Consider the following 23,115-nt stretch of genomic DNA (forward strand, 5'->3'; position numbering starts at 1 on the left):
CTCGCGATCCATCAGCAACTGGGATTCAAATACTCTCGTCGCAATACACTGGCCTCATGCAGACGCTGATTCTGGTGGCCGAAAGTCATCGATATGATCGTAGTAGTAAGCGAACGCGCGGTGGACGTCACCCAGCGAGAGATCTGGGTACAGTTGCGTGATTTCGTCCGGGCTGTAGCCGCTATGTTCATACGCGTCAGCGATATCCTTCACGCGAATGCCCGTCCCCTCGATGGTCGGTGCCCCATCACTATGATCTGGGTCCTGAACGATGCTCATATGTAAACAGAGACCCTGGACTCTCTAGAACATCCGGGTTGGTAATCACGTGGCTCTTTCTCGCTCGTCTACTCGGATGGTAACCGTCCACTCGTTCACGGTTCTCCATGGCGCGATCCCGCCAAGATTACACTGTCGTAATTAACGCCCGAACGTGAAGCGTAATCACGACAGAAGTATTTTCCTGCCTTTTTCCACCTCGCAAGCGCGGTAGGAAAAGTGGGAGTAATTACACTTCACAGTAGCCGACCGTTCGTTCCGCATCGAAGGGGGGCGCAATTTGCGCCCCCCTTGTCATCTGTGGAGAATTCCTCCGTCACCGCTTCGGGGCAAGATTACGCCCCGCGTTCGAGGGATAATTACGACAGTGTAATCTTCCCGCTACTCGTCACCTCCTTGTTCTCGCTGTTTCGATCGCCAGTATTCGATCATAGTCGGGGAGGGTGTTCGACCACTCCCTGATTTCCCGAGTGTTAATGTTGCGTGGTCTTGTTGAAACGGGTCGGTTGTGAGCGGATTGTCTCGGTTAGCAGTGGATTCTGGCATGGTCTTCTCCTCCTGTTTTGTACAACTCATTCCACCAACTTAAAATTATCTAACCATTGACCACATACTGTAAAAGCACATGGCTCCGACGTATTCAAAAATATAATATTAATATCTATTTACTGTTCGATTGATGGGTGGAGAAGGGACAAACGAGTCTCTTCACAGGATGGGCTACCCGTCACGGTTGCACTTCTGAATATGCTGGGGCAACTGGTTCGCTGGAATCGCCTCGTGACACATCGGACAGAGGCGCGTCCGTTGCGCTCCTCTATGCTGTGTACGGCAGTTTTGACAGACTCGATCAACCAGCGATTGGGCTTCTGACGCGGATATCTGACGAAATGCGCCCTCGCTGGCACAGAGTGGCGATTCATCCTCGCCAATCAGGTGACAGACAGGGTCAGCCGGTGGGAGAGTAACCGGCACGATGACGTTGTCTGTACCAGCAGGCAAATCAAGGCTGTCCGGTGTTTGTCCACGAACAGCCTGTTTGTGACGATCCCCACTCATCGTTCACCTCTTTCCATGTCTGTCCTAAAATATCTTTCACGCACGATCTCAATCGAATGCAAGTGACGCTTCCCCCTTTCGGTGACAGTGGTACTAGAATCACGGAGGAACTGTTTGGTGGGGATTACTGCGAAAAAGTGTGGGCGGTCCCTCGGAAACCCCGCCATTCTGGCGAGTTTTAATAACTCTCTCATGGAAAGTTATTAGGATGCTCTCTTATTAGTCTATTTCACAGAATAAACTAAATCAAAACCTTTTTATCTCTATTCCACTAATAACATCCGTAGCAGCGAATGCGAAGCAACGGACGGACGTGTCCGTCCGTAGCAGCGTCCTTGGTCGCTGCTCTCCCCGTTTTCCCGATCTGCGCCCCACAGCGCTGCTACCGCAGACAATCGACCGCCTTCATACTTTTCTCTCCGTCTCCCCACCGAGATTGTTTCTCGTGATTGTAGTACCACTCCGTTAATTAGCGTTCTAATCGCATGACGTGACCGGGTTCTTCCTGACTGGCTCTCCCTCTCCCTCACCAAAGTAGTACTACTCTCCGACCAAGATCGAGCGATATCCACCAACTACACTTGTCACTGCACTTCGACCGTTGCGCTCGTGACGGTTCGGCTCAATTTTCTTCGTCAATCGGCTGGCTCGACGGACTCAGTGCCGATAGTTGGGGCTGTTTCGGCGTGTAACCCTGTGTGATCGAAGTGAAAAGGAAAGCTACCGCTACGGACTGAACGGGCGTGCGTCGGTGCTGAGCGGCCTATCGTAGCTTGTCTATGCTACTCGGGGCGTGATGCTCTTCGACGCGAGTGCGATGGTAGCCTCTGACGTTGCTCTCGTACTGGTCATAGGCGCGCTTGGCGAGCAGGAGCAGGTGATGACATTCGTCTTTGGCTTCTTCCGCTAGCGCAAGATCGAGCGGGTTCAACTCTGTCGCGTTCAAATCGAGTGCGACCTGCCGAACGATCATAGCTTGTTTTAAAAACGTGCTAAGGTCTCTATGCCACTCTTGCTCGGATTTTTGCGTGCCGGTTGCCTCTTGCCACTCCGCATGCGAGAAGATCGCGGGCACGTTCTTCACCAGCGACGCAAGCGGTGCGCCCATGATTCGCTCGACGGAATCTGCGCTGTCAAGCTGCTCGTCCAGAATCCCCTTGACCGAACTCACGTAGTGGGCTTTCGAGACAAAGTAGACATCTTTGTCTGGGTCGGGATGTTGCCAGAAGTGTGACCGAACGAGGTCGCCGTACGTTTCTCGGATGTGTTGCTCGCCGCGTTTGGTATCGAACCGCGTGGTGAGATGGAGACAGTGCGTTTCCACAAGCTCGTCTAGGACGGCTTCCGGTATCATTCCGCTCGTGGTTTTTGCCCGTGCCATCCCGGCAAGGATGCGAGAGGCGATTTTGTGGTTCTGCCGGAGGGTCGTTTCACCAACGCGACTCGGATGTACTTCGAACTCGTCACCCCAATAGCCACCGTCAACAAGATCGCCAGCAGCGTCTCGAAGGGTTTCGTAGCTACACTCCGCTCCCTCGCTTGCGAGTTGGTCCGGTGTGATCGGGGCCGAATAGTGAGCGGGATCGCGGTCGGTCGGGTCGTGGGCGTCCTCCTCGTCAAGCTCGAGGTCGTCCACCGAAAGGTCGCCCTGTGCAAGCGCGTGCAGATCGTCCTCGGAAACACGACCTTCTCTGATGTGTTCCGGGTCGAGATCGGGATAGAGATCAGCGTAGAGCCGATCAATAGCTTCACGGTTAACTGCGGACAACGAACAGCCTAACCCTGCGCTGATCGCCTCACGTTCCGTCTTGTCGCGTTCGTCGCCGTAGTATTTCATTTGATGCTCTTTATTCCCGCTGCTCGTGCTCGTCGCTGCCTCACTCATACAAAATCACCTCTACATTCGACTGCGCAAGTGCGCGTGATGGTCGCGTGCCGCATGCTCTCATTTTTTCCTTGCGAACGTCAATCGATTCACAGTTTCCACAGGCGGTGTATCCTTCCCTGACAGCCTCTGCTAGTGTAACTTTCGTTCCACAGGTGTTCGGACAGGCACAGATTTGTTCGTATTGTATTCCGTGATAGCAACTGCCGTGTTCGCTGGCGAAGACGGTCTGTGTGTAGTCGACATCGTCTCTGAAGTTGTTACACCGAGCGATCTCTGGCGGTACTTCGTCCGTTTCTCCTGGTTCTGATTCATCGAGGTTCTCACAGGCGGAACCCTCAAGAAACTCGGCGAGCGATACTTGCACTGACGCCATGTCGCTGGCGTCTCGGTTGGTTGCTTGAATTGACATCGTTCAAGTGTCAGGAAGTGACAACCAGCGAGCAACGAACGATAATAGCGTGTGATAGCATTGCACCACCCGACGGACCCTCAGACACTTTGTCGGGAAGTGCGAACGTTCACACGCACTTTTACGGTGCTCGCAGTTTGCCCGGAAAGTCTTGTCAGACCTTTGCTCCCGGGTGATCTCCATTATCAGGAGACCGGTCCAATGAGCAGAGGTACTCATCTAGTATCCATATTTCCGTGTTGTATGATAAACTTTCGGGTCGTATTCGAATATTGGATCAAAAATCCCCAATATTCATGTTGAAGCGGGTGGTATTGTCCTCATATCCCTGTGGCAAATCATTGGGATAATATCGCTCAGAATGTCCAACGCAATTGAAGGAGATTACCCCACAGATGTGCTCGTTATTGCTGCGAGAATTCTACGAGCAATATCTCCTGAAACCCTAGGCTCAATACTGCTGGTCTATAGCGGTACCACAGACTCTCAAAAAGAGATTGCAGACACTATTCATCGTGACCAATCAACCGTTTCATCATATTTTCAGACCCTGTCGTTAGAAAAATCCCCCGTGTCCCTGGTCGTGAAGCCTGGTCTTCACCACACTGTTACCAGCACGGGAGAGGAGGTTATTAGCCTCATTGACGACATGATCCGCAATCTTGGTGAGGAGATAGATTCGATTGACTGGGGATCGGAGAGCGATAAAGAACGGATTGGGGAACTCCTATCTCCATTATATGAATCACGGAGCGATACCCCATTTTTCTTACTGAACTCTCTGGGCAATCGTAGTGATCTGGCCCACATCGATGATACACCATCCCCTGTTTGGCTCGATGAAGTCGTACATGATGTTGAAATGCGGCTCCAAGATATCGGTGAGGAGACATCTAAGAAACAGATTCGGCAGGTTGCTGACCGCTTCGTTGAAAGTGGCGCGGTTTCGTTCGATAAAACCCACGATCAACTCACGTTGACTGAGAAAGGGAAGGAACATGCCTATCTGCTTGATCAACTCGCAGAATTCGTTAATGGACAGGTTAAGAGTGACGTGGGGAATGGGAAATATACAGTCGGATCAACTGAGACAGAAGCGACGGTGGGTGATCAAGACGCTTTTGCTGGTGAGACTACATCCAATGATTCCACTCATCAGATGACCATGCCAGGTAGCAGTGCCCAACAACTTCTCTCACAGCAGTCTCAGGAAATCCAGCAACTGTCTCCCGATCTGAACCTAGGAAATGCAACCGTCATGACTGTGTACTGTTTGCGTTTGAGCGACGAGTCGGCCGGTGAATCAACTCCCATCTTGCCGCTTACAGAGATGACTGTTGGAGACCTGGTTGAAAAAGGGAATCAGATTGCTCAAAAGTACGGCAAGGATGCTGAGTTAGTTCCTTACCGAATGGTGCGGGTGAACGAGGAATTGTACCCGTTGACTCCAATTGAATCACATTCTGACGATTCTTCTTAACAAGAGTATAGTGGATGTTACCGTTGTCTATCGGGATCGAGGTACCAGTCGGGGTTGTCATCCCATCCTTCTTTCCGTCGCCGAAAGGCCATAAGCTCTTCTTCGTCTAATTCTGGAGTTCTGAATCTGTTGATCAAATTTTCACATTGTTGGTACATATATTCGTCGCCCCCACGAATAGATGGGTCAGCCATGACACTATAGCCAATCAATGCGCCCGCTCTTGAGATCCCGTCTCGTTTCACTAGTCTTTCAAGCTCTGGAGAATATTCTGAGAGATTCACTGCGTGAGTTGTGAGATTCACAAGATTCTTTTGTTGTGATTTACTGGGTGATCCTGGTATGTGCTCACTTTCCGCGAGCCATTCGGCCGCATGTTCAACATTCATGGATGGGTTATGTTCTGTCCGTTGTTTGAGTGCATCAACTACGTAGGACCCTTCGTCAACAAGAGTATCCATGTTTAGCCCATGATGTAACTGGGATTTGATCGTCCTTAATTTAAATAATTCGTGAGATTGGGGGATAGCGAGTGTAGGGGCAAGATAGGCCCATTCGTTATGTTCTGTTCCTGTGATTTCTGCTGCGATCTCCCCGATAATGTCGAGAGCTTCGCGGGTGTGTCCAAGTTTATCGGGCTCGAGCTCTAGGAGGTGGTTAGACAACGCACCATCATACTGGCCTTTTTTCGCGTTCAGAATCTCCCTAATGATCGCGGACTCGCCTTGTCCGATGATTCGCTTAACATCGAGATTCAGTGCCTTATCGGCGTACTGACGGACGTGGAGTGCAGCGAGGTACTGGGCGAATACTCGTTTATTCCATTCACTGGGTTCCCCGCCCCCTCGCTTTAACTTGTGCCATCGTGCTTTGTCGAGCTGTCGAGCGTTACCGAACGACCCAGGGTCCTCGCCGAGCTGGGCACGAAACGACGCCTGGTAGTCCCCCCGAGAGAAATCGAGCCAGCCCTTCGCTCCTTGCTTAGCAGCACGAGTATGGGCGTTATCGGAAGCTCTCTTGAGGATTGTCTGGGCTTGACGAAGGTTTCTCTGTTGTGTTGATTTTTGATAAAATTGAGCGTAGTTGATGGGTCGAATCACCCCTCGTTGAGTGAGGAGAGTGTAGCTCAGGGCAAGGTTCCGAATCCATTGGCTACTGTTTTCCTTTAATGCCCACCCCCAAATGCGGTTGTAATCGTGTCTGTCCATGAGGATGACGGGTGGTGGTCCGGTAACGTAGTTCACAATATATGGTAGATTAGCAAGGAATGGCCCAGAAGCTATCCCAGGAAGCGCCACGAAGGCAGGTCGTTGCTTTGAGGAGGTGGAGGTATTAGACGGTGACCGGTTGGTCATATTTTGTGTGTTTGTATCGTACTGAGTGGACATATTTTTACTTTGCTCATTCGAGGACAGTCCACTCAGGCCGTGAGTTATTAGTCCTGCTATTGATGCTAAAATATGGCGACGAGAAGAATCAGGGCTCTTCTTTTTATCATTTACTCTTCCACCACCCATTCTTTGGGGATATATGCTCCAATTGTATAGTTCTATGGTATTCCTGTCTGGAGCCCTGCTATCTAATAATGCGAGTTACTAAGTTCAAAATGTTTCATCTATTCTACTTATGACATCGAAATTCATTAAATCTGATATCTGTCCTCCATCGATCGTGATCGATGCACCATTAATATAGCTTGCTTTAGGTGAAGCGAGAAAGGCAACGACGTTCGCAACTTCTTCTGGTTGGCAGACACGTCCAAGGGGAAAGCTATGGAGTATCTGTTCTGTCACCTGTTCCGGCGTTACATCGTAAGTGCTGGCGATATTGTTGATGATACTGTCCCAGCGGTCCGTTTTAACCGGGCCTGGATTGACTGCATTCACTCGAACGCCTCGGTACCCGTAGGATTTTGCGAGCGCCTTGGTAACGTTAATGTCTGCGGCGTTCGTCGCTGCCGACGTGAGCATATTCGGTTGGGGGTGAATGCCTGCAGTCCCGACGATATTAACAACGACACCGCCTTCGTCGACAAGGTAGGGCATTGCTTCTGTCGTGCATCGTATTTGGCCCATCAGCTTTAGATCCAGACTCTTATACCAGTCGTTTTCATCAAGAGATTCGAGACCTCCACCTGGGGCACTTCCAGCGTTGTTTACGAGCACATCGATTCCACCAAGGCGGTCAGCGGCTGTCTCAACAAAGGCTTGGGTTTGTGCCCGATCCGTCAGATCTGCTGGAATTGCTGCACACTCAACGCCGTGTTTGGATTCAATTTCAGTTGCTGCATCCTCAAGGGGACCTTCTGTCCGGGCGCAGATGGCTATATTCGCACCCTCAGCCGCCAGTTGATTAGCAGTCGCGTATCCGATTCCTTTACTCGCGCCGGTGACAAGTGCCGTCGTTCCTGTGAGTTCAAGCTCCATCGTTTTCTCCCAAATCCTCCATTACTAAAAAGGAACGGTACGAGCACATCAACAAAGCATCACCAGATGAATGGAGAAAGTTCTAAGCCTTTATCGCTCCCTGATCGCTCTTGTTGCTGATGCAGTAAAATTAATAGTTGCCATCGTTCCAGCGGCATAATGTGTCAAAATCCTCTCCTCCCGCTTGTTCATGATACTTTGCAGCGTTCCGACCGGGAGTGGATCCCAAGGGGTCCCTACGGTAGTAGCCCGTAGGCGGGAGAGAACGAATGCGGCCGGGCCAGAACTCCCCGGCCTTACCGCCACCGCCAAAGAAACCCTGGCCGAGCGCATGACACCCTCTCGACGGTGTGAACTCCGTGTACGGGCGTAGGTGCCCCCGGGACAACCATCCCCCAGGCGCACTTAGGGGTAGAAAAGCCAGCCTACTCAGTCCACATTCTCGCCATCACCCAGACACACCCCAAGCCACGTGATATGTGTTGCAAGTACATCGTGGGCCGTCTCGGTGACTTCGTACTCGTTCGTCCGTCGATCTCGCTGACTCTTTTTGAGAAAGCCACTTTCAACGAGCGTATCGAGATTCGGATACAGTTGGCCGTGATTGATATCGTCATCATACAAGTCTTCTAGCTCTCGTTTGATCGCAAGCCCGTACAGTGGCCCATCTCGGGCGAGCACAGCGAGTGCATCCCGCTGAAAGCCCGAGAGAGTAGTGATCGGCGGAACTGCTTCAGCGCTCATCGCGATCCTCCTCTGGAAGCCACCAGATCACGACACGAGGACTGAGCTTCCCACGTTCGAGATCACCCTGTTCGTGGAGTTGTGTAAGGCGTTGGTGGGTTGGAGAGCGAGAGATATCAAATGTGTCTGCAACCCAGCGAGCGGTCACCGCGGGGAATTCTGCGTCGCGTATTGCCTGGAGTATTTCGTCGTCACTTGCATCTTCCGCGAATTGTCCTTGATCGTCACGCTGCCTCGCTTTTTCATCGTCCGTCATAGATGATATCATGACCCCCGTTTACTTAAATCCACATCATACAAAGGATGTCGTAACCTTTATTACCATAGCACATATAGGATGTGGTAAGGAAGACCGGTGCCCTCGGGCGTGTGGAAACGCGCCGGGTGCACTAACACCCGGCACCGGTCTTTCGAAAACCGACCCTCGGAAAGACCATGAGTACGAAATCACCTAGCGAACTTGAAGCTGACGAGACGGCACAGAAACGCGCGCAGTCCGAACAGTTCGGCTTCCACGTCGAAGCCACTGGAATGGTCGAAGTGACTAACGAGAGCCACGACAACCCCGCTGAGCACCACTACGTCGTCACGATGGACGACGTGACCGAAGACGTGATGGCTTGCACCTGCCCGCACCACGTTCACCAGAGCGCGTTCTGCAAGCACATGGCTGCTGTCGAAACCGCGACGGACGACGGGACGCTCACGGCGTTCCCGTCGGAAGACAACGAGACGGACGAAGACGACACTGAATCGGTCGAGTGCGAGTGTGACGGCCTGAATGGCTTCCCATGCTGGCCGTGCGTCCGCGCGGGTCGGAAGGAACTGCCAGCCTAATCGCGGCTCTTTCTTTCCATTTATGTCACGCCAAACAACGCTGTCCGATGTGGCCGCCCAGCGAACGCTGACCGAGTGCGCGGATACGACCAAACGCGACAACACACCGACGACTGAGCGCGCCTTGCTCGACCGAACGAAAGCCCACGCGGCGGACGTCGCGGCTGAGCATTTCCCCGATTTGCCGATAGAGGCGATTGCGTGGGAGGTGTCCCACCGACGACAGCGGTCGGCAGGGGCGACGAAATACGACCCTTCGAACGGTGAGATAACGATCTCGCTCGCGTGGGACGCCTACGATTCGCAGGGCTGGGAGCAATTCAGTTCGACGGTGCGCCACGAACTCATCCACGCATGGCAGTTCCATGAGTTCGGCGAGGCAGACCACGGGAGAACGTTCGACCGTTGGACCGACGCCCTCGACACAACCCAGTACTGCAAACGCTTCAAAACGCCGACGTGGTGGATCGTCTGCGAGGACTGTGATGGGCAACTCCCACGCTATCGGCGTTCAAAGGTCGTGAAACAACCCGAGAACTACAGCTGTGGCAACTGCGGTGGGTCGCTGCGCATCGAGGAGGCTGCCAGCGAATGAGTCCCAAGTGCTGCCCGAAGTGCGATCAGCTAGTCCTAGCGACGACAATCCGGGGACTCTCGGCAATCACGATCCAGCCCTGTGACCATGAAATCGCCGATCTGGCAGCGTTGAACGACGTGAGTGACCTCGACCCCTTGGCGCCCGGCGAGTGGCTCACGCAGTTCCTCGCTGAATCAGAGGACGACTGACACCCCCTGACGCTTCGGCTCTCCCTCATTTCATCGTTCGTTTTTGATCGGTACAGGCGCTAATATGGGTAGTATATTATACTAACCTTCGCAAGCCCACATCTCTCTGAGTATCGGTGACGTAGTGAAAAGCGAGCTTGATAGAGCAGTACTCAGATGGCGTCAGCAAGTTCTTGTTCGGATTGTTCGCCGTAGACAATCTGATAGGAGACGTCGGTCATCCAGATGGCGAAGAGCGTGACGCCAGCCAGTGCCGCCATTCCGTACCACCACTTGGGGACGAGAATATCGGCTTGGAATGCGGCCCCTCCGAATCCGATTCCAAATGTTGCACAGGAAAAGAGCAGGCCAAAGGTCATTGGAATGCCGAGCAGCGACCGAATGGGGCGGGCTCGGAATGCTCTCCATAGCGACTGTCCACCCTTCCGACCACTGAACATCATTGCGATCCCCACCGCGAAGATGAGTATCAACGAGAGGTAGAACACGATCGCCATGTCCCACGCCACTGGCGTCGAATAGCCCTGTCTCTCCAGCATTCCAACGACAGTTGGGGCGGGGGTAGCTGCTATCCCACCGAAGAAGATTCCCATCAGAAGAACCTTGATCGTATGCGCCCCCAATCGGCTGACTTTCAGCCGGGCGGTCTCTCTGAAGTTTATTTTCGACATGGATAATTGTGATGAGAGACGGTGGCTAAAACGTTTCCTCTGAGAGTAGATCGCCGAATGCCGCCCTGCCGAATAGCGGACAGTCAGCCTGCATCGGTCAGGCTGACAGTCTCCTGTTTCGCGTGGTACGGACACCAGATTTCCGGAGTAATCTGGCTGTTTTCAGCACTGCTCGCATCTCTACTATACGTCGGAGTCTACACTACTGACAGTCCCGCCGGAGGACTTCCGGGATGACAGTTACTCCCTGCTGATACTGGCAGTCGTGGAGTGTCGTGACAGCCGGACAGTCCCTGTTGTCGCTGCTAGACGGCCATCTATTCCGGCAGGGTGGACAGTCCCACCGGTTGGATCCTGCCGGAACCCAGGCCGGGCTGGTCGGCAGATCTGACAGTCCTCTGTCGCGGTTGTGCCGGCGCACACGGCATTCTGTTGCTCGTGGACAGTCCCATGCGTTGCACCCTCTACTGTTGAGGTCTCTCTCATTGAAATTGCGGTGTCTCGCAGAAGACGGCACCCCACTGGTGCGTTAACGGTGGCATCCAGATGGCGCGTCCATTTTGGTATCTCTCCTGGTGCGCTCACGTTGGCACCCTGATCATGTCGTCACACCGGCACCCCAGTAATGCGTGGTGCTGCTGGCACCCAGTAGTGCAGCAAGATGCGTTGACTGTGTCGCTCAAGTCGGCACCCCAGATGCCGGTAGCACTGGCTGGCACTTCCACACGGAGTAGACAACGGTTTCCTCGCTGTGTCCCGGCAGGGCAGACTGTCCAGTACTCTCGTGGCAGACTGTCCATCTCTCTCGTCGGTCGTTCTTTCAAGGGTACTCCGGCCAGTCTCGTCTGTGTTGGCCGTCACTCGGTCTCTGGGGTGCCCTCCTCGCTGTCGCTATAGCCGTCGCGTCTTGCTGCTGCTGTTGCTGTTGCGGCCTCCCGCTGTGCGGCACACTGCCCGGTTCTGCTCAGGGGGGCTTGCCGCCCTCCCGGTGCTGACTGTCCTGCTGGCGGTCTACTCTCCTCTGCGGGCCGCTGCTCGCACTGCTGGACTATCCCTCTCTCGTCTCTGCGTCTTTCCGCTCTGAGTTCGGCACGGCCTGACTGTCTCACAGTCTCACCATCGTGTTTCCTCCTCGCGTGACCTCGGGTGGGCTGTCCCACTCCTACGGAGCCACCATGCTGACGGTCTCTGCACTCGTCGGGGTCGCGCCTGCTCTGTGCTTGTTGGGGTGCCCCTGTTCACGTCACGCTCGCCATCACCTGCATGTCGATCTGTTAGGGGTGCTCTCCATGGCACTTGGCATGGGATACCGTCTTTGTCGGCACCAGTCAGATCTCCACCATCGACACTATATAGTATTCTGATAATTCATTCTCAATACTATCTTCCCAGTAGTTGCGACCATTGTTGTCCGATGTTGATTTCCTATACTCGGACTTCGAGAATCTCAAACTACTTTCGTAGAATAAAACCTGAGTAAGTACTCTTCGACCCACGGGTGGTTTCCGCTCTATAATGGTCGGAGGAGAGAATTTGATGTGCAATTGCCGGTAATATTTTGACGGTCGTCATGGTAGTGAGAGTATGGACGAACCCGAATCATGGGATGTTTTGATCGACGAACTCCGTGGTAATCGCGCCGAACTTCTGTTAGCAATGAACGATAATTACCCGGCCGAGACACCAAAGCGAGAGCTAACTGACACAGTCAACTCCGTGAACTATCATCTCGATATTCTCACCGAATGGGGCCTGATTGAGGTCGTCGCTCGCGAGCAGCAAGGCGATCGAATCCCCGCGCGTGTGTTCTCGCTCACTGATCGCGGTCGTGAGGCAGTCGAGGAGTTGTTTGAGCAGACAGATGCACGGCCAATACCCACCGCAGTTGAGCAGCATATCGAGAGTCTTCGGCGAGAAGTTCAGGTGGCACAAGATGAGGCAGAAGCAGCTCAGTCAGAAGCGCAGGCGGCACAGGAGCGAGTCGAGCGACTCAAAGAGTGGATTAAAGCCAACGTGGCTGATTCTCAAGGTACTGGGTAGTAAAAGCGCGTGAGATAACAGCCGAGGAGGAACCCGACGATCGCACCGGCGTCACCAATTATCGGCTGCAGTGCAGCGAAGATACCCATCGAGAGAAGGAGCGCTATCGGGATGACTTTCAGCCAATAGACCGCTTTCTTCCCGAGTCCTGTGTTCGAGGACGATGTCTGTGTACCCATCTAATCTTACCTGTTAGATTCATATTCGTCGAACCGCTCTAAAAGTCCTTTGCCGGTTTCTTCTCGTGACTGCAAATCTCGTTCAATAAACTCAATGAGTCTGTCGCCAACACTGGGGTAGGTCCGCGGCACGCCTTTTTTCCATTCATTCCAGGTGTCTTCGTCTTCGATTTTAAGCGGATACGTTATCATTCGGATATCGTCTTGTGATTTGAGGGCATCCATAAGTACCTCATGGTTTGTGTTACTGCTATTATATTACTGAAGGTTACCATACAATACCCTATAAGACATAAAATTCTAATAGGGTATGAGGCGTTAGTTACTAGTACCATAACTACGTTATTAGATATGAGGTAGTACTAATGAAAGGATATCAAACCTTACGTCATCATGCAACCCGACTCAGTCGCCCACAGATACTCGCGATCGCCACCGGTCTCGCACTCATCGCCGTTGACCCCGTAGCGGCGGCGGGGGCCTGTGACGTCCCGAACGCGTCGAACGGTATCAACCAAGGTGGGCAACTGCTCCGAAGCATCCTCGTCCTCGCCGGGATTTTCGTCGGCGGCAAGTCGATGATCTCCTCACGAAGTGGTGGGAGTCACGGCAAGGCCGGGTCGCGAAAGACGCTTGGGGTCGCCATCGGCCTGTTGTTCGCTGGCGCGGCACTCCCGCAACTCGCCGGGTGGGTGCTCGGGATGTTCGGGAGTTCGCTCTCGGATGTCGGCCTCGGCTGCATGTTCTAACCTCTGACGAACGGTCTACTGATCATCTTCCTCCTCCCACCACCACGCTATGACCCATCACACTGTTCCCCGAGTGCTCGTGTGTATCCTCCTCGTGAGTGTGCTTGCCGTCGGGTGTTCCGTTGCCCAATCGACGACCACGACCGCCCCGACGCCGACGAACAACTCGACAAATGCGAGCACTGGAAACACGAATGCGACGAACCAGACGGTATCGCCACGGCCGAACGTCAACCCCTACGGACAGGACTACCTGAACAAGACAGGCAAATTCAACTCCAACAACTCGACACTTGGCGTCTACAACAATTCCAGCGGGATGCAAGTCGGTGGGGGTGGGATGTTCTACAATTCCATCCTCGACGGCTTTCTCGCCATCCTCGGTTACTTCGTGAACGGGCTATTTTGGCTGATTGACGCCTCCCTGGGCATTGCCGTGAAGATGATAACGTTCACGCCCGCCCCGCATTGGGGCAGTGGCTGGTATCAGAACCCCGGTAATACGATCTGGCCCGAGAAGTACCACGACTGGAAGAGCAACGCCCAGCCGTGGACGTTCTTCATCTGCATCATGGCAACGGGGATTTACCTCGCGTTCGGACAGCGTGGCTTCGGCATCCTTCCCGCCCGGTATGAACGACAAGGATCGAAACATCTCATCCTCGCGTGGGTCATGGCCTTCTGGGGCTGGCAACTCGCCGGCTTCTGGCTGAATATCTCGAACGCGCTCGGGCACGGGATTACTGCCGATCTCACCCAGACGTCAATTGCGTCGAATAGTCTCAAAGGCGTGCTCCTGATCGGAATGTTCTTTGTCGGGATTTGGAACATCTGGGTATTCCTTGTCATCATCTCGTTGGTGAGCCTTCGATTCATCGGTCTGACAGCGTTGACACCGTGGATACCGTTCTTTTTCGCGTTGAAGGCGATGCCCATTCGTGGGTTGGGAATGATCGGCGACGGCCTCACGAAGTTGTGGTTCATGCTCTCGTTGGTGACGCTCCCGGTCTCAATTGCCTTGTCTGTGGGCTTCTCCCCGATGACCACGGATATCTTCAAGACCTACGGCATTGGTGGCCTCCAACTCGTCGCGATGCAGCTCGGGACGGCCGTGGCCTGTCTCGTGATGCCGTACGTGATGTACCAGAAAGGCGGGCAAGCGTTGGCGTCTGTCGGTGTCGTCGGATCGGCACCCACCGCCGAAGGAATGCGGGAGTCCTATCAGGATCAGCGCCAGCGTGCGTACGACCTCAAAGAGTCGACGAAACAGACGGTCACCGAAGTGCGTGACACCCATCGAGGGCTCCGTGGTGCGGACCCTGTCGGCGACGGTGGGCGGGGCTACGCGACCGGACAGGCCGGACGACAGACGTTCCAGACGTACACCCAGACGATCAACCAACGAATTCAGAACATCCGTGGCGGGGATAGTATCGACCCGGAGACGGGTGGCGAAATCCAGCATGGACTTGAGCGTCATTTCCCCAAGAACGATGAATTAGAACAGCTGCGGCAGGATCGACTCAACGACATTCGCAACAGATTACAGGACTGACCGAACTTATGAGTGACGACAGTAATTCACACGGCGGGCATATCGGCCTCGAAACAATCATTCCACAGGAGACAACGGGGAACGTCTTCGCGACGGTACTCGGGCTCTCCATCGGAGAGCTAGCTCTGGTCGTCCTCCCGACGGCCCTGCTGGCGTACATCGAACTGACCTACATCTCGGTGCCGGTGATGTGGTTTTTCGTGTCTGTGGGTTGCCTGGCGGGCGGGTTGTACTTCGCGGTGAAGCAAACGCCATGGTATGCAACGCCGCTCGAAACCATCTCGAAGAAATTCGATTACCTCCGGTCGCGATTCCGGATGCCGCTGGTCGGCCCGGACGCGGCGGACGTCCCTGGTGTGGCAGACATTCACTCCGAGTATGATGCGTTGGAAACGGACGATGGGACGCTCTTTACGCACATCACCGTGGATCTGCAGAACGTCTCGGAACACGACCGGACAGAGGGGATTCTCGACGCGGCAGGTCTCGCAAACGGGTTCAACAAACATATCGCACAGGCCGAATCGGATGGCTTCGACGTGAAGATTCACCTGCCACAGACGCCCCCACGCGACATCTCACAGACGGATGCCCTCGATGAGGCAGCGTTTGACAAGACTCTCCCCCAAGTGGCCCGTGACTATGCGCGTGCGCAAGCGGAACACTACGTCGAGTGGTTGGCGACGTCGGGGATGATGGAACAGACGTGTACCATCGTCGTCTGGATTGCCCCGCACGAGGTCGACACACCGAGCGCCGATGCAGGCTATATCGCACAACTCGCCGACCTCTTGGGCACCGGTCTCTTCTCGGCGGGTGACGCGACGAAAGACAACCAAGCCGTCGCCCTCGACCGCCGGGTTGAGACGGTGAAGAAAGCCATCGCAAGCGTGTCGAAAGGAACACGCCTGTCGGCTGATGAAAGCGTGGCCTACCTCCGCGAGTTCTGGCTGGACGAACAGACGCCCTTCAGCTACTCCGAGGTCACATCTGACGCGCCAATACCCGAGACGGCATACGTCAGTGACGACCGCGATGAAGACGACGAGGCGGACGCTGACAACGACCAGGCGGGGTGGCAAGAGACACTCCAACCAGTACGCGACTGGATCACGCAACAGACATCCTCGAATGCACGCGAACGGGCGATCTATGGTCCGGCCAACGTCGATGAGACGGTCAATAGTGTGGGTGTCAACGACGACTTTTACACGAGCAGCCTGTGGGTCGTCGGGTGGCCGTCGTCGCCTTCGCCCGGCTTCCTGACCGATGCCCTCACCGTCCCCGGTGTCCGCCTGGATGCCTCGCTGTACGTCCACGCGACCGAGTACCGGGACAAGATGGACGAACTCGCGACCGATCAGGAGTGGTTGAGTGCGATGGGAATCGAGAAAGAAGGTAAGCAGGCCAAAGCCGACGACGCGGACGTTGCCGCCACGCAGAAGATCATTCTTCGCGATCACATGCGCGATAACGGCGTTGAGTGCTCCGAGATATCGATGATCGTCACGGTGCGGGCTGACACGCGGGAGAAAGCACTCAAGGTCCGCAAGCACGTGAAGACGGAATTTCTGGGACCGAACGATATCGTCGCGACGGAAGCGGACGACCGCCAGCTCGCCGCGATGAAAACCACGAGTCCAACCCCCGGTGACGCCTTCAACGACGCCTCACAGAACGACACACGCTTTGAGATGCCATCGGACACGCTGGGGGCAATGTTCCCGATGGCGGGCGGCTATCAGACGCACGAGTCCGGGACCATCTACGGGATGGCACTCGCCCGGTCAGGTGCACCGCTCGGGTTGCTACAGGTTGACCGCCGGACGCTCGCCGTCCCCCACCGGTTCTGGGTTGGCCGCTCTGGTTCGGGCAAGTCGTTCAACATCAAGGATTTGCTCATCGCTGATATGCTCCGGACGCCGAACCTCCGAACGATTATCGTCGATATCGCCCGCGGGTTCGATGGCGTGGTTGAGACGTTCGATGGTGGGAAGGTCAAAGTTGGAGAGACGAAGATTAACCCGTTCGAAGTCCGTGCACCCGGCGAACACGGCGAGGGTTTCACGGCTGACCTCTCCTCGAAGATTAACCTCATCGCCGATATGTTCTATTTGTACCTCCAGAAGAACGCCACCGACCCCGAGGAGCTGCGCGCCACGCTCGTCGAACTCATTCGGAAGACGTACTCCAACGCGGGCATCACCGACGACCCCGAGACGCATTCAAAGAAGAAATCCCCGACGATGGTAGATTTCTTCTCTGTGTTAGCCGATGCCGCGACGAACCCCGAGGAGTACACCGCCGAAGGCACGGATTTCGAGACCGAGAACATGGTCGAACACGCGGGGATACTTCTCACCGCCCTCAAACCATTCAAACCCACGCCCGACGATGAACCCGATGGCGCGTTTGAGTGGATGAGTGGTGAATCGGAGGTCGACCTCTCCAGTCGTGTGCTGTACTTCGATATGCAGAAATTCGAGGGGAAACCCGCGGTCGAGAAGGGCATGGCGATGGCCTACATCCTCTCGATCGCCCCCGAGGTCGCGAAACAGACGAACAACTACGTGGACGTGGTCGTTGACGAAGCACACGACTTGTTTGCTGAGGCGGCACACGCAGGCCGGTTAGAGTCGATGGTGCGAGCGGGTCGGAACGCCGGGTTGATGTTCGACTTCATCTCACAGGCCGACGACGACTTCAACGAAGACGCGGCAAAGCGCATCGCGAAGCAGTGTGCCATCTCGGGGTGGCAGGACATGGGGAAGATGGGACTGTCCGATCCCGAACCATTCGGACTGACGGACATGCAGGCGAGTCAACTTGCCGGGGGATTAGCCGCGGGAGACAAGGATGAGACGTCCTACTCCGAGTGTCTCGTCGACGTTGACGGCGATGTCTACCGCGTCCGGAAACGCGTGAGTGACTACGCGAAGGCCGTCCTCGATTACCGTGAGTCCGACAACGGCGACTTTGACGCCTACCTTGCCCGTGAGTTGGCCGACGATGCCAGTGACGACCAGAAGGACAGTGAGACGGAAGACACCGAGCGCACCGACGAGACTGCCGAGGAAGAGAGCAGCAGCGAACCACAGTCATTTGCACCGAAACCGATGGAGGCCGACTAATGACAACCGAAATAGGCGAACTCACCGAACGACTCCGGCAGAACCGCAAGCGAAAGAAGATCAGCGACATCGAGGGGTTCGAACTCGATACGAAAGAACGCGACATCATCGAACGCAAGTGCGAGCACCTCGACAAACCAGTGTACAAGGTCCGTCCGTATCGCGGTGAGGGTGGGGTTCGCGAGGCGATCACCCTGTTGAACGGGATGCACGAAACAGCCGGGAGTCCCGAGACACACGCCTTTGAAATCGTCTATGACGAAGAGATCCTCGACTTCCGGTTTGTGCCCGGTTCGGGGATTATTGGGAAGAACCTCCGTGACCAACTGTTCGAAGACTACCCTGACTCGACCGTCGAGCAACTCCCCGAGGCGTTCCCGGCGTGGGACGAGGATGAGTACGTCGCTGGGGCGCGGATGCATTTCTTCAAATCTACCGAGTACCCGATTCGACACATCGATATCGACGGCTTTGGTGATGAGAACGGCAGTCGTTCACAGGCGCGTGATCCGTTCAAGAACATTCTGACGAAGGTCACCGGCGGGAGTACCGACGTCATGTTGCAGGTCGTCTTTCGACCTTCACAACAGGGGTTCCGGTACCGCGGGAAGATGGCGAAGGTCGCTGACCGAATGCGAGCGCCGAACACGCGCTTCCTGACCGATTACCCCGCGACGGACGTCGAGAAACAGGCCGCAGATATCATTGAGAATCAACAAAATGAGTCGATGTATGAGATCGAAATCCGTGTTGTCGCGGCCTCGAGCACGAAAGAGGCAGCTGAAGGCCGGGTTCACTCGGTCGTGCATGCCCTTGACGAGTTCTATGAGAGTCACAACCGACAGGGGTTCTACGGGACGCCCGTCGGGAATACCACCCTCCGGTCGGCACGGAGCGATATGCATTCGTTCCTGTCGGCAACGGCGAGTCGGTCGTTCGAAGGCTATACCGATATGAAATGCACAGCATCGGAACTGGCGGGTGTCGTCCATCTCTCCGGCGACGTGAACAACCCACACATCGATTACTCGGAATCACGCGCCGGGATTCCCGTCCCGATCGGCACGCCGCGTTTTGACTTTACCCGTGCGGGGTTGGATGAGACGGCAACGCCGCTGGAAAAGCAGGTCGCGATGTTCAACGCGAGCGCGCGAGGGGAGCCGTACTGGATCGGCACCGGTGCACGGAAAGGGACGGAAGCGGGGATTCACGAGGATGTGTTTAAACGCCACGTGTTCGTTCCCGGTTCAACAGGATACGGGAAGACGACGCTGTTGAAGAATCTCTTCCGGCAGATGATGGACCGCGGTGTCGGTGGGATGTTCTACGACCCGAAGGGTGACGATGCCGAAGACGTCGTGTCACTCGTTCCTGAGGGACGCGAGGACGACGTAATCTACATCGAACTCGGCGGGAACCGGGACAAACAGGTCGGCTTCAACTTCCTCGAAGTGCCGTCGAGTGAACCGCCAGACACGCCCGCGTACAAAGAGGCGGTCGAAGCCCTTGCCGACGATCTGGAGGCGCTCATCTCTCTCGCTGGCGGCGAAGAGGACTACTGGGGACCACGGATGAAACGAGTTGTTCGGAACATGGTTCGGGGCATGGCGAAAGCGGGCTACGACTGTACGTTGCTGGATATGTACTTCGCCCTCGTGAGTCAGGAGCGCCGCGAGCAGTACGCACAGATGCTCGAGGACGAACGGATCGACTGGATTGTCGAGTACGCCCGTGAGCAACTGGCGGACATGGAGGATTCGGACCTCGAACCCCTGGTTGGACGGCTGCAACAGTGGATCGAGAACCCGATCACCCGCGAACTCGTGTCGTATCCGAAATCCACGTTCTCCGTTGAGGACGCCATCCGAGAGGGGAAAATCATCATCGTCGAGGATAACACGACCTCCGAGACGGTGGGGACGATGGTCGCGACCGCGTTGATCCGCCGAATCTGGGTGGCTGTCCGAGAACAGTCACGGATGGGTGAGAAGCCGCCAATGTTCTACAGCATCCTCGACGAGTTCGACAAGATCATCTCGGCCAACTCGAACATCGCTCGCATTCTGTCGTTGGCCCGGTCGAAGAACCTCTCGATTATCGGCGCGTGCCAGGACCTCTCGAACCAGCTCGACGGCAAAGAGCAGATCCAGAACGCGATTCTTGGCCAGTGTGGAACGATTCTCAATTTCAACCCACAGCGACCGGGAGAGGCGCGTCTCATGGCGAAGCGACATAGCGAGGATATCGGCCAACAGGACTTGGCCAACCTCGGGAAGTACCAGCTCTATATGCGGACGGACAACGAGCACGGTGAGCCGACGAAGACCTACAAGGTCGGGACGTTTCCCCCGATCGACGAGGTCGAGGACGTCGCCCGGACCGATGAAGACAGAGAGGCACTCATCGAACGCTCGTTGGAACAATACGGTGGCGATCGTCGGACCAGCGAGGATCAGAAACGTGATTCCAAGTTCTACGACTATGATGGGACTGACGAGGACTACGAACTCACCGAGGAACGTGAGGCACTTATCCTGAAAGCCGCGTACGACCTCGCACTCAAAGATGACGAGTGTGACGATGGTTTCGTCGAGAACCGGCGCATCTGGGAGCTGGCGAAAGAATGGATGGGCTTCGAGACACTCCGCGGGGAACAGTTCTGGGGAATGGTCGACTATATCCCCGACAAACGGTTAGACCGAAGCGAACGCAACGGAGACATGTACCTCAAGTGCACACCGGAAGGCCGGGCGTTCTTCCTCGCGACGGGTGTGTCCTCGACCTCGGGGAAGGGGAAGCATCGTGAACTCCTGAAAGACGCCTACGACCCGCTGACGCTCGCCGGATTGGACGTCAGGCTTCCCATCCAGACCGGAGAGGAGGAAGCAGATGGCATCGCAAAGGTGCCGTTCGAAACCACGGTCTCACTCCGGAACGTCGAACGAGTGCGCGAACAGATCCGCGGCGACTATCCGATTCTGTTCGACCTCACGAGCGGGGGCGACGTCGCCCTCGAGGCCGAGTCATCCACGGGGAAGACGCAACCGGGCCAGACAGTCATCAACCTCGGGAAAGCCGTCGCGAACGGACAGAAGTGCGTCTTCTTGTGTCGAGAGAAGACAGCGGATACCGTCGAGGGGACGCTGACCGACCCGCCATTCACGGCGAAAGATGGGTCGTTCTACAACAAGAAAGGCCAGGCGCTCCGGATTAACGGAACCACGTTCCCCCGACCGGACGAGATGGAAGAGACGGTCTGGCGCGAACGCGATGACCAGTACGTCCTCGAGGACCAGGATGGCCGTGTCTATGCGCGCTTTGATTCGCGTGATGCCATCTTTTCGGACGTAAACGCCTACCCCGAACGGCGACAGGACGGCGATGGCACCGGGTGTATCACGAAGCCCGTGATCCCCGGCGAGTGGTCGAGTGAGGACTACGAGATCCTCATCATTCCCGAAGACGCCGAGACACCGCAGGACGTCGTCGTCCGTCGTGATGGCGAAGATGTGCGGCTGGCGGGATTGAGTCGCGAGGAAAAAGAGGTGCCGTCGCTCGGTGCGCGATTAGACGCGATCTGAGTTGCCAGCTGGTTTTTCGGAGTGGCCACGTGCCCAGATGATCGCGTCAATCGGAAAACTGGAGATTAATTACGGGACTTTCAGTGGCGTGGTCACACGGGCAAGTGCTGCATCCACTCATGACAGTGCAGAAGTGGTCGAATCAGCCCCTACTGGACGATAGCTGATCATCCCCACTTCTGACGACGGATAGAACTTCGTTCCCGGTGGCTCCGACAGCCACTGCAGCACCTGAAAGAGGTCACCGCCCGCCATTCCTGTGTGGAACAGCAGCACCAGGACACCGATAGCCATCAGCATCCAAGTCCCCGAGAGTGCGAGTCCGACTGCAATCGGAGTGATGACCAGAAATGGAGTGGCCGTGAGCAGAATCAGCGCGCGGCGAGAGAGAACTGTATTCTCATAGATGGTTGCTGGCCCGGTGAGATTGAATGTGAACGAGGCATCTGCCCCATATGCAGCAGCGACAAGCCCATGCAGCCCTTCATGGACGACGACCATCCCAACAAGAATCCCGCCAGAGAGGGCGAAGTTAGCCAGCAGCGAGAGGTTGGGGACAGTAGGGTATGATTCTCGGAGGAGAACGATGGCAAAGACACTAAACCACCCGAGAGCGGTTAACGGAAAACAGCTCACGGATGCCCGCCCAGCAAACTCGAATTCTGAGCCCTCGGCAGGTTGATGTGGCTCATAGCCGTCCTCACTGAGCGTTGGTGCAGGATCCGGTGTGTCAGCAGACTCGCCCCATGTTTCTGGGTTCGTAAGGGGGGTTGTCCGCCATTTGGCGATCGCGCGGATGAGCGAATCGAGAATCAGTGTGAGGCCAATGGTGAGGAACACGAAGAACGCAATGCCGACCGCCCATTGGTCGAAGCTGGTAATCGCAGCTGGGGTGGGGTTATCGATGATGAACACGGCAGACCACAGTCCGAGGAGGACAACGCCCACCCGAAGGCGGTGGTAGCGATTCCACGTCTGTGTGAGACCAGTCCAGACGGTTCTGGGTGCTTTCTTCCAGTACATTACAGTCAACTATTACTGAAACGAATATAAAGAAGTAGGGGCTGAGAGAAATGATCACGTGTGAATCAGTCGCCATCGATCACGGGCGACAAAGACACACTGGCCAGTGAGGACAGCCGCAACCATCCAACCAATCGCACCGTATCCCTGTGCGCGCATTTCGTCGAGCTCCACGATCTTTTACATACGGCTCCGCCGGGGTCGCTGTTCGTTGGCAGCCAGTAATCGACAAACTACTTTCACTCTGGTTTCGGGACAATTAACCAGCCAGCCATCCA

Annotated in this window: 19 protein-coding genes; 9 read left to right on the forward strand and 10 right to left on the reverse strand. The window is 55.4% G+C overall.

Translation table 11 applies throughout. From position 1 onward, the window contains the following. Window positions 1-54: 54 nt before the first annotated feature. Together LIW51_RS37025 and LIW51_RS37030 are read right to left on the reverse strand one after the other, a co-directional pair. Entirely contained in the window at window positions 55-279 is a 225-nt protein-coding gene (locus LIW51_RS37025) for a DUF433 domain-containing protein (RefSeq protein ID WP_227380616.1), read from the reverse strand. Window positions 280-2,101: 1,822 nt separating this feature from the next. Then, on the reverse strand, window positions 2,102-3,223 hold the full coding sequence (locus LIW51_RS37030) for a hypothetical protein (protein WP_227380617.1): 1,122 nt from the start codon (window positions 3,221-3,223) through the stop codon (window positions 2,102-2,104). Window positions 3,224-3,996: 773 nt separating this feature from the next. On the opposite strand from LIW51_RS37030, the gene LIW51_RS37035 reads away from it, so the two are divergent. Beyond that, window positions 3,997-5,115, forward strand: coding sequence for a hypothetical protein (locus LIW51_RS37035; protein WP_227380618.1), 1,119 nt, complete (start codon window positions 3,997-3,999; stop codon window positions 5,113-5,115). Window positions 5,116-5,132: 17 nt separating this feature from the next. Here the strand turns inward: LIW51_RS37035 and LIW51_RS37040 are convergent, their stop codons facing one another. The 4 genes from LIW51_RS37040 to LIW51_RS37055 form a co-directional block, all read right to left on the reverse strand. Further along, a complete protein-coding gene (locus LIW51_RS37040; RefSeq protein WP_227380619.1) occupies window positions 5,133-6,323 on the reverse strand; it encodes a hypothetical protein in 1,191 nt (396 codons plus the stop codon). A 393-nt stretch (window positions 6,324-6,716) separates the two neighbouring features. Continuing rightward, window positions 6,717-7,541, reverse strand: a complete 825-nt coding sequence (locus LIW51_RS37045; RefSeq protein WP_227380620.1) for an SDR family NAD(P)-dependent oxidoreductase — start codon at window positions 7,539-7,541, stop codon at window positions 6,717-6,719. Window positions 7,542-7,970: 429 nt separating this feature from the next. Beyond that, entirely contained in the window at window positions 7,971-8,285 is a 315-nt protein-coding gene (locus LIW51_RS37050) for a PadR family transcriptional regulator (protein ID WP_227380621.1), read from the reverse strand. Continuing rightward, window positions 8,275-8,541, reverse strand: a complete 267-nt coding sequence (locus LIW51_RS37055) for a hypothetical protein (protein WP_227380622.1) — start codon at window positions 8,539-8,541, stop codon at window positions 8,275-8,277. The genes LIW51_RS37050 and LIW51_RS37055 overlap by 11 nt, the downstream gene beginning before the upstream one ends. Window positions 8,542-8,720: 179 nt before the next feature. Here LIW51_RS37055 and LIW51_RS37060 point away from each other — a divergent pair, with 179 nt between their 5' ends. The 3 genes from LIW51_RS37060 to LIW51_RS37070 are packed head-to-tail and all read left to right on the forward strand — an operon-like array spanning window position 8,721 to window position 9,908. Then, the gene (locus LIW51_RS37060) at window positions 8,721-9,122 is read left to right on the forward strand and encodes an SWIM zinc finger family protein (protein ID WP_227380623.1); all 402 of its coding nucleotides are present in this window, start codon (window positions 8,721-8,723) and stop codon (window positions 9,120-9,122) included. Between the two features lie 22 nt (window positions 9,123-9,144). Continuing rightward, window positions 9,145-9,717 (forward strand): SprT family zinc-dependent metalloprotease, encoded by a 573-nt coding sequence (locus LIW51_RS37065; protein WP_227380624.1) that lies wholly within the window; start codon window positions 9,145-9,147, stop codon window positions 9,715-9,717. Beyond that, on the forward strand, window positions 9,714-9,908 hold the full coding sequence (locus LIW51_RS37070; protein WP_227380625.1) for a hypothetical protein: 195 nt from the start codon (window positions 9,714-9,716) through the stop codon (window positions 9,906-9,908). Before LIW51_RS37065 ends, LIW51_RS37070 begins: the two co-directional genes overlap by 4 nt. A 152-nt stretch (window positions 9,909-10,060) precedes the next feature. On the opposite strand, the gene LIW51_RS37075 is transcribed toward LIW51_RS37070, so the two are convergent. Continuing rightward, window positions 10,061-10,579 carry a hypothetical protein gene (locus LIW51_RS37075; protein ID WP_227380626.1) on the reverse strand — a complete coding sequence of 173 codons (519 nt, stop codon included), beginning with the start codon at window positions 10,577-10,579 and terminating at the stop codon, window positions 10,061-10,063. A 1,584-nt stretch (window positions 10,580-12,163) separates the two neighbouring features. On the opposite strand from LIW51_RS37075, the gene LIW51_RS37080 reads away from it, so the two are divergent. Next, window positions 12,164-12,619, forward strand: a complete 456-nt coding sequence (locus LIW51_RS37080) for a hypothetical protein (RefSeq protein WP_227380627.1) — start codon at window positions 12,164-12,166, stop codon at window positions 12,617-12,619. On the opposite strand, the gene LIW51_RS37085 is transcribed toward LIW51_RS37080, so the two are convergent. Then, on the reverse strand, window positions 12,604-12,798 hold the full coding sequence (locus tag LIW51_RS37085) for a hypothetical protein (protein ID WP_227380628.1): 195 nt from the start codon (window positions 12,796-12,798) through the stop codon (window positions 12,604-12,606). The genes LIW51_RS37080 and LIW51_RS37085 overlap by 16 nt on opposite strands. Before the next feature lie 6 nt (window positions 12,799-12,804). Further along, window positions 12,805-13,023 (reverse strand): hypothetical protein, encoded by a 219-nt coding sequence (locus LIW51_RS37090; RefSeq protein ID WP_227380629.1) that lies wholly within the window; start codon window positions 13,021-13,023, stop codon window positions 12,805-12,807. A gap of 140 nt (window positions 13,024-13,163) precedes the next feature. On the opposite strand from LIW51_RS37090, the gene LIW51_RS37095 reads away from it, so the two are divergent. The 4 genes from LIW51_RS37095 to LIW51_RS37110 are packed head-to-tail and all read left to right on the forward strand — an operon-like array spanning window position 13,164 to window position 21,814. After that, on the forward strand, window positions 13,164-13,547 hold the full coding sequence (locus tag LIW51_RS37095; RefSeq protein ID WP_227380630.1) for a hypothetical protein: 384 nt from the start codon (window positions 13,164-13,166) through the stop codon (window positions 13,545-13,547). Window positions 13,548-13,596: 49 nt separating this feature from the next. Then, window positions 13,597-15,102: a TrbL/VirB6 family protein gene (locus LIW51_RS37100; protein ID WP_227380631.1), complete on the forward strand. Its 1,506-nt coding sequence runs from the start codon at window positions 13,597-13,599 to the stop codon at window positions 15,100-15,102. Window positions 15,103-15,110: 8 nt separating this feature from the next. Further along, window positions 15,111-18,233 carry a VirB4 family type IV secretion system protein gene (locus LIW51_RS37105; RefSeq protein WP_227380632.1) on the forward strand — a complete coding sequence of 1,041 codons (3,123 nt, stop codon included), beginning with the start codon at window positions 15,111-15,113 and terminating at the stop codon, window positions 18,231-18,233. Then, window positions 18,233-21,814 carry a type IV secretory system conjugative DNA transfer family protein gene (locus LIW51_RS37110; protein ID WP_227380633.1) on the forward strand — a complete coding sequence of 1,194 codons (3,582 nt, stop codon included), beginning with the start codon at window positions 18,233-18,235 and terminating at the stop codon, window positions 21,812-21,814. Before LIW51_RS37105 ends, LIW51_RS37110 begins: the two co-directional genes overlap by 1 nt. Window positions 21,815-21,931: 117 nt before the next feature. On the opposite strand, the gene LIW51_RS37115 is transcribed toward LIW51_RS37110, so the two are convergent. Further along, window positions 21,932-22,837, reverse strand: a complete 906-nt coding sequence (locus tag LIW51_RS37115) for a DUF3267 domain-containing protein (RefSeq protein WP_227380634.1) — start codon at window positions 22,835-22,837, stop codon at window positions 21,932-21,934. Window positions 22,838-23,115: the final 278 nt, after the last annotated feature.

It is taken from the genome of Haladaptatus halobius (assembly GCF_020618475.1).
In the GTDB taxonomy this organism is placed as follows: domain Archaea; phylum Halobacteriota; class Halobacteria; order Halobacteriales; family Haladaptataceae; genus Haladaptatus; species Haladaptatus halobius.

Bases quoted from the DNA above. Each gene is read 5' to 3' on its own strand.
- LIW51_RS37045 (WP_227380620.1), bottom strand. From the start codon at position 7,541: ATGGAGCTTGAACTCACAGGAACGACGGCACTTGTCACCGGCGCGAGT.
- LIW51_RS37080 (WP_227380627.1), top strand. From the start codon at position 12,164: ATGGACGAACCCGAATCATGGGATGTTTTGATCGACGAACTCCGTGGT.
- LIW51_RS37050 (WP_227380621.1), bottom strand. From the start codon at position 8,285: ATGAGCGCTGAAGCAGTTCCGCCGATCACTACTCTCTCGGGCTTTCAG.
- LIW51_RS37025 (WP_227380616.1), bottom strand. From the start codon at position 279: ATGAGCATCGTTCAGGACCCAGATCATAGTGATGGGGCACCGACCATC.
- LIW51_RS37095 (WP_227380630.1), top strand. From the start codon at position 13,164: ATGAAAGGATATCAAACCTTACGTCATCATGCAACCCGACTCAGTCGC.
- LIW51_RS37115 (WP_227380634.1), bottom strand. From the start codon at position 22,837: ATGTACTGGAAGAAAGCACCCAGAACCGTCTGGACTGGTCTCACACAG.
- LIW51_RS37075 (WP_227380626.1), bottom strand. From the start codon at position 10,579: ATGTCGAAAATAAACTTCAGAGAGACCGCCCGGCTGAAAGTCAGCCGA.
- LIW51_RS37065 (WP_227380624.1), top strand. From the start codon at position 9,145: ATGTCACGCCAAACAACGCTGTCCGATGTGGCCGCCCAGCGAACGCTG.
- LIW51_RS37085 (WP_227380628.1), bottom strand. From the start codon at position 12,798: ATGGGTACACAGACATCGTCCTCGAACACAGGACTCGGGAAGAAAGCG.
- LIW51_RS37030 (WP_227380617.1), bottom strand. From the start codon at position 3,223: ATGAGTGAGGCAGCGACGAGCACGAGCAGCGGGAATAAAGAGCATCAA.
- LIW51_RS37055 (WP_227380622.1), bottom strand. From the start codon at position 8,541: ATGACGGACGATGAAAAAGCGAGGCAGCGTGACGATCAAGGACAATTC.
- LIW51_RS37060 (WP_227380623.1), top strand. From the start codon at position 8,721: ATGAGTACGAAATCACCTAGCGAACTTGAAGCTGACGAGACGGCACAG.
- LIW51_RS37090 (WP_227380629.1), bottom strand. From the start codon at position 13,023: ATGGATGCCCTCAAATCACAAGACGATATCCGAATGATAACGTATCCG.
- LIW51_RS37110 (WP_227380633.1), top strand. From the start codon at position 18,233: ATGACAACCGAAATAGGCGAACTCACCGAACGACTCCGGCAGAACCGC.
- LIW51_RS37035 (WP_227380618.1), top strand. From the start codon at position 3,997: ATGTCCAACGCAATTGAAGGAGATTACCCCACAGATGTGCTCGTTATT.
- LIW51_RS37105 (WP_227380632.1), top strand. From the start codon at position 15,111: ATGAGTGACGACAGTAATTCACACGGCGGGCATATCGGCCTCGAAACA.
- LIW51_RS37040 (WP_227380619.1), bottom strand. From the start codon at position 6,323: ATGGACAGACACGATTACAACCGCATTTGGGGGTGGGCATTAAAGGAA.
- LIW51_RS37070 (WP_227380625.1), top strand. From the start codon at position 9,714: ATGAGTCCCAAGTGCTGCCCGAAGTGCGATCAGCTAGTCCTAGCGACG.
- LIW51_RS37100 (WP_227380631.1), top strand. From the start codon at position 13,597: ATGACCCATCACACTGTTCCCCGAGTGCTCGTGTGTATCCTCCTCGTG.